General features: G+C 66.4%; 5 protein-coding genes and 1 pseudogene. 5 read left to right on the top strand and 1 reads right to left on the bottom strand.

Annotation, left to right across the window (positions count from 1 at the left end):
* Positions 1–697 precede the first annotated feature (697 nt).
* From ABZZ74_RS52555 to ABZZ74_RS52540, 4 genes and pseudogenes are all read left to right on the top strand, one after another.
* A complete protein-coding gene (locus tag ABZZ74_RS52555) occupies positions 698–1,642 on the top strand; it encodes an NADP-dependent oxidoreductase (protein ID WP_356951218.1) in 945 nt (314 codons plus the stop codon).
* A gap of 32 nt (positions 1,643–1,674) precedes the next feature.
* Positions 1,675–2,625: an alpha/beta hydrolase gene (locus ABZZ74_RS52550; protein WP_356951217.1), complete on the top strand. Its 951-nt coding sequence runs from the start codon at positions 1,675–1,677 to the stop codon at positions 2,623–2,625.
* A 166-nt stretch (positions 2,626–2,791) separates the two neighbouring features.
* Positions 2,792–3,301: pseudogene (locus tag ABZZ74_RS52545) on the top strand (winged helix-turn-helix domain-containing protein); the annotation flags it as partial.
* A 15-nt stretch (positions 3,302–3,316) separates the two neighbouring features.
* A complete protein-coding gene (locus tag ABZZ74_RS52540; RefSeq protein ID WP_356951219.1) occupies positions 3,317–3,802 on the top strand; it encodes a transposase in 486 nt (161 codons plus the stop codon).
* A 62-nt stretch (positions 3,803–3,864) separates the two neighbouring features.
* Here the strand turns inward: ABZZ74_RS52540 and ABZZ74_RS52535 are convergent, their stop codons facing one another.
* Positions 3,865–4,146: a hypothetical protein gene (locus ABZZ74_RS52535; RefSeq protein WP_356951216.1), complete on the bottom strand. Its 282-nt coding sequence runs from the start codon at positions 4,144–4,146 to the stop codon at positions 3,865–3,867.
* Between the two features lie 65 nt (positions 4,147–4,211).
* Between ABZZ74_RS52535 and ABZZ74_RS52530 the strand changes: the two genes are divergently transcribed.
* On the top strand, positions 4,212–4,787 hold the full coding sequence (locus tag ABZZ74_RS52530) for an SRPBCC family protein (RefSeq protein ID WP_356951215.1): 576 nt from the start codon (positions 4,212–4,214) through the stop codon (positions 4,785–4,787).
* Positions 4,788–4,936 lie beyond the last annotated feature (149 nt).

Genomic DNA, 4,936 nt, shown 5'->3' with positions numbered 1-4,936 from the left:
GGACCTTCGACAAGCCCTATCGTCCCAGCTCAGAGGCACTCCTCGCTTATTTGATCAACCCTCGGACGACCCTCTTCGTGAAAGCCCGAGGCTAAACCCTCAATCGCGGCATGAGTCCCTGTGTCCACACTCCGGGGGACGCCTCAAACCTTCCTTGCGTGTACCGGACCGGTCGATGACGCGGAATGAACATCTGGTGCTCTGTGACGACAAGCGGATCATCTCTCCTGCATCGCATGGTTTGCCACGGACAACTTGTCCGTGGATAAGTACGGCCTTCATCCGGGTTCTGGCTCACGCGATGCTTGATGAGTCGAGCACGGGAGGACGAGATGAATCGGGTACTGCCGGCCGACTCTCTTCGGGTACGCCGGGAGGTGCCGCAGCCGGAGGACGTTGGACTTCCCCGCGGCCGGACCAAGCTGCTACCCGATCCGGCTGCAGTAATCGACCGACGTACCAGCCAGCTCGGCCACCTCCTCGAGTTCAAGTCGTACTGCTCAGCGGCTGGTGGACCCCGACCAGGCCCAGAAACTGTTGATCTTCTCCACCGTGCCCGGTTAACCGAGCCACGAAGAGCTGCGGTCCCTGGCATCCGCAGGCGTCTAGCCCCGCTGGCTGCCGGTCGGCTCACACATCGAAGTTGGTGCTTCGAAAAACGCAGCACTTCACGTACATAGAGAGACGAGGATTTCCCATGAAGGCAGTGCGTTTCCACGAGTACGGCGACCCGAGCGTCCTGCGTTACGAGGACGTCGAGCAGCCCGTTCCCGGCGTCGGGCAGGTTCTGGTGCGGGTCGCCGCGACATCGTTCAACGGCGTCGACGGCAACATCCGCGGGGGCTTCATGCAGGGCCCCATCCCGGTGACGCTGCCACACACACCCGGCATCGACGTCTCCGGTACGGTCGAAGCGCTGGGTGAGGGCGTGGCCGACCTCGAAATCGGCAACCGGGTCGTCGGCTTCCTGCCGATGGCGGGCGATGGCGCGGCCGCGGAGTACGTGGTGGCTCCGGCCGGGATCCTGACGCCGGCGCCCACGAGCATCCCGCTTCCCGATGCCGCCGCGCTGCCGTTGGTGGGTCTCACCGCGTGGCAGGCGCTGTTCGACCACGCGAAGCTGGCGGCGGGTCAGCGCGTGCTCATCAACGGTGCGGGCGGAGCGGTCGGCGGCTACGCCGTGCAGCTGGCCAAGAACGCCGGCGCCTACGTGATCGCCACGGCCGGCCCGCGCAGCAGTGAGCACGTCGAGGCGGCGGGTGCCGACGAGGTCATCGACCACACCGCCACCGAGGTGAGCGCGGCGGTGACCGAGCCGGTCGACGTCGTGCTCAACCTCGCACCGATCGACCCGGCGCAGCTGGCCGCGCTGCCCACCCTGATCGCTCCCGGTGGAGTGCTGGTGAACACCACGGTGTGGATGCCCGCACCCAGCGACGAACAACGCGGCGTACGCGGCATCGACCTGTTCGTCAACAGCGACGCCGAACAGCTGTCGCGACTGGTGGCACTGATCGACTCCGGCGAGCTGCGCGTCGACGTCGCGCAGCGAGTGCCGCTGGCGCAGCTGCCGGCAGTCCACGCCCAGGCCGCCACGGGCGAGCTGCACGGCAAGGCCGTCATCGTCGCGCCCGCCGCCTGACACCGACCGACCGGCCTCGAAAGGAAAAGACCATGACACTGTCCCTGGATCCCGAAATCGCCGAGGCGCTGGCCCCGATGGCCAGCGCGATGGCCGAGGCCAAGCCGCCGGCTGTGGGCGACATCGCGGGCCGCCGCGCCATGTGGGAACCGATCATCGGCGCCGCGGGAGCCGCGCAGCCGATCCCGGCCGACGTGACGACCCACGAGCACTACGCGACCGCAGACGACGGCACACAGATCAAAATGCGCTGGTACGTCAAGGACGGCGCCGAGCCCGGCCCAGCCGTGCTGTTCTTCCACGGCGGCGGATACGTCTTCGGCCACATCGACCTGTTCGACGGCCCGGTCTCCCGCTACGTGTCCTCCAGCGGCGTGCCGATGCTGTCGGTCGAGTACCGCCGCGCCCCCGAGCACCCCTTCCCGACACCGCTCGAAGACGCCTACTCCGCACTGCGCTGGCTGCACGAACACGCCGCCGAGCTGGGCGTCGACGCCAACCGCATCGGTGTGATGGGCGACAGCGCCGGAGGCGGCATGGCAGCGGCCCTGACGATCCTCGCCCGCGAGCGCGGTGGCCCGCAGATCGCCCGGCAGATCCTGCTCATGCCGATGCTCGACGACCGCACCACCACGCCCGACCCTCACATCGAGCCCTACCTGCTGTGGTCCTACGCTGACAGCCTCACCGCATGGCCGGCACTGCTCGGCAAGGCCGTCGGCGGCCCCGACGTCCCGCCTACGGCAGCTCCCGCCCGTCTCGAGGACGCGACCGGCCTGCCGCCGGCCTACATCGAGGTCGGCCAACTCGACGTCTTCCGCGACGAGGACACCGCCTACGCGACCAAGCTCAGCCGCGCCGGCGTGCCGGTGGAGTTTCACCTGCACCCCGGCGCACCGCACGAGTTCGACTCCATCGCCTTCGGCTCCGACGTCGCGCGGCGTGCCATCGCCGACCGCGTCCGGGTGCTCAAGTCGATCTGAGCCGTGACCAGCGACCTGCTGTCACTTACTGATCTCGGCTCGTTAGGGTGATGTTTGCTGAACTTGCTGATGCGGGTGTGGTGTTGTCGGTAGTCCATGGCGTGTGAGATACGCGGATGGGGGCGGGCTGACGCCTGCAGCACGGCGGCGTCGGGAAGCGGTGCGGATACAGGCGGCGGAGCTGTTCGCGCAGCAGGTCAAACCGCCCGAGGTGGCCCGGCAGCTGCGTGTGAGTCTGAAGTCGGCTTACCAGTGGCAGCAGTTGTGGCGGCAAGGCGGTGCCGACGAGCTGCTTTCGCGAGGACCGAGCGGGGCCGGTGTCGCCTGTCGCCACGCTGTCTGGAAAAGCTCGCCGGGTATCTCGAACAGGGTCCGGCCGCGCGCGGCTGGACGGAGGACCAGGTGTGGACCGCGGCGAGGGTGGCCACGCTGATCGGCAGGAAGTTTCAGGTCTCCTACAGCGTCTCGGGTGCGACGAGGCTGATGCACCGGCTCGGCTTCAGCCCGCAGGTCCCTGCGCGGCGGGTCGCCGAGCGCGACGAGCAGGCCGTCACCGCGTGGAAGGAGGCGACCTGGGCGGAGGTAAAAGAGTCCGGGCGGCCTGTGGGGATCTGCTTCGAGGACGAGGCAGGCTTCACCCGCCGACCGCCCAGGGGACGCACCTGGGGCCAGCGCGGCCACACCCCCGCAGGTGACGGTGAGCGGACGACGCTCGGGCCGACTGTCCGTGGCCGGGATGATCGCCATGCGGCCCGGCTCCCGGACCCGGCTGTGCCACCGCCTGCGCACCCACCGAGCGGGCAAAGGCAAACGTCGCAGCATGGGCGAGCGGGACTTCATCGCGCTGATCGACGGCGTCCACCAGCTCGTCAAAGCGCCCATCGTGCTGGTGTGGGACCGCCTGAACACCCACGTCTCCCGCGCCATGGGCGAGCTGATCGCCGAGCGTGAGTGGCTGACGGTATTCCTGCTGCCCGCGTACTCACCCGACCTCAACCCGGTCGAGTGGGTATGGGCGCACGTCAAGCGCAGCCTGGCCAACCTCGCCGTCGTCGCCCTCGACCGGCTCGAAGCACTCGTACGCAACCGGCTCAAGCGCCTTCAGTACCGGTCCGGCATCCTCGACGGCTTCATAGCAGGCACCGGCCTGGCCCTCGACGAACCAGCGTCACCCTGACAAGCCGAAGTCAGTACCAACCACGGCTCCAGCCACATATCGCTGCACTATCTCAACGACTCTCAGCAAAAACGATCGCTGCTGCACCACCGCACAAGGCACGCAATACGGAACTTGAACCGTTCGTCGAACGGTCCCTGGTTCAGCGAGGAAAGGGCCCGCCGGAATGCAGGGCTGTCCCTAACCTCGACTGGTCGCCCCAGAAGCGCCTCGGCGCCGGCACGCAGGTGCTCGCCCACCCCGTACTGCGGCAGGCTGTTGACCGCCGTCAGGAGGTGAAGCAGGGACTCGACGTTCAGGCCGGTGCTCTGGTCACTCACATCACGAATCTGCTTGCTTTCCATTCGAAGCATTTTATGTTCGTTAATGCTTCACGGTAGATACACATCACCAAGACAGGGAGACACCGATGTCCGACAAGAAACCGATTGCGGCGAAGAAAACGACCGAGCCCCAGGGGGCCGCAGTGATCCAGGCGATACCTCTCCTTATCGGTCCAGCCGACGACACTGTTCCGATCACAGTCCAGCGGCGAACTTCGGTGGCGCCCGCCAACGCGTTCCGACTGATCGTTCCCATCGACCTGCCAAGCGTTTTCCACCGGGTGGCACCGTTTCCCGGTGTCAAAGGTGTGGCGAACCAGACCGAAGCATGGGATCACGTCGGTCCTACCAGGAACCCGCAGTTCGACGACGGGTCGCAGGCCGACGAACAGTTGATCGAGTACACGGAAGGCTCTAGTTTTGCGTATCAACTGACGGGATTCACGAACATCCTCTCCCGACTCGCGGCCGGCGTTCGAGGTGAATGGAACTTCAATCCCGACGGCGATGGCACCCTCATTCGGTGGACCTACGAATTCAAGCCGCTTCCGGGTCGTCGCTGGATTCTCGCCGGTCCATTCACTCCCCTCTGGCGCCGATACATGGTGGCCGCCCTCGCGAGGTGCCTGCAAGTGATCGAATCAGAAGAAAACAACTCGTAGACGTGGTTATCGGGCTCTTCGCAATCCAGGGTGCATTCGTGGCGGGAGTGTAAATCTAACCTCGATCTTTCGTGAGGGGCCGTCAGCTTACTGACGGCCCCTCTTCGGTTTTGTTGTGCGGGTGTTTTCGGTGTCCGGGCAGGGCGGGG

This window comes from Streptomyces sp. NPDC006476 (assembly GCF_040612015.1).
In the GTDB taxonomy this organism is placed as follows: domain Bacteria; phylum Actinomycetota; class Actinomycetes; order Streptomycetales; family Streptomycetaceae; genus Streptomyces; species Streptomyces griseorubiginosus_B.
The sequence above is the reverse complement of the archived record's forward strand: the minus strand, read 5'-3'. Positions and strand labels throughout refer to the sequence as shown.

Coding starts and splice junctions, on each gene's coding strand:
- ABZZ74_RS52555 (WP_356951218.1), top strand. CDS start 698: ATGAAGGCAGTGCGTTTCCACGAGTACGGCGACCCGAGCGTCCTGCGT.
- ABZZ74_RS52550 (WP_356951217.1), top strand. CDS start 1,675: ATGACACTGTCCCTGGATCCCGAAATCGCCGAGGCGCTGGCCCCGATG.
- ABZZ74_RS52535 (WP_356951216.1), bottom strand. CDS start 4,146: ATGGAAAGCAAGCAGATTCGTGATGTGAGTGACCAGAGCACCGGCCTG.
- ABZZ74_RS52530 (WP_356951215.1), top strand. CDS start 4,212: ATGTCCGACAAGAAACCGATTGCGGCGAAGAAAACGACCGAGCCCCAG.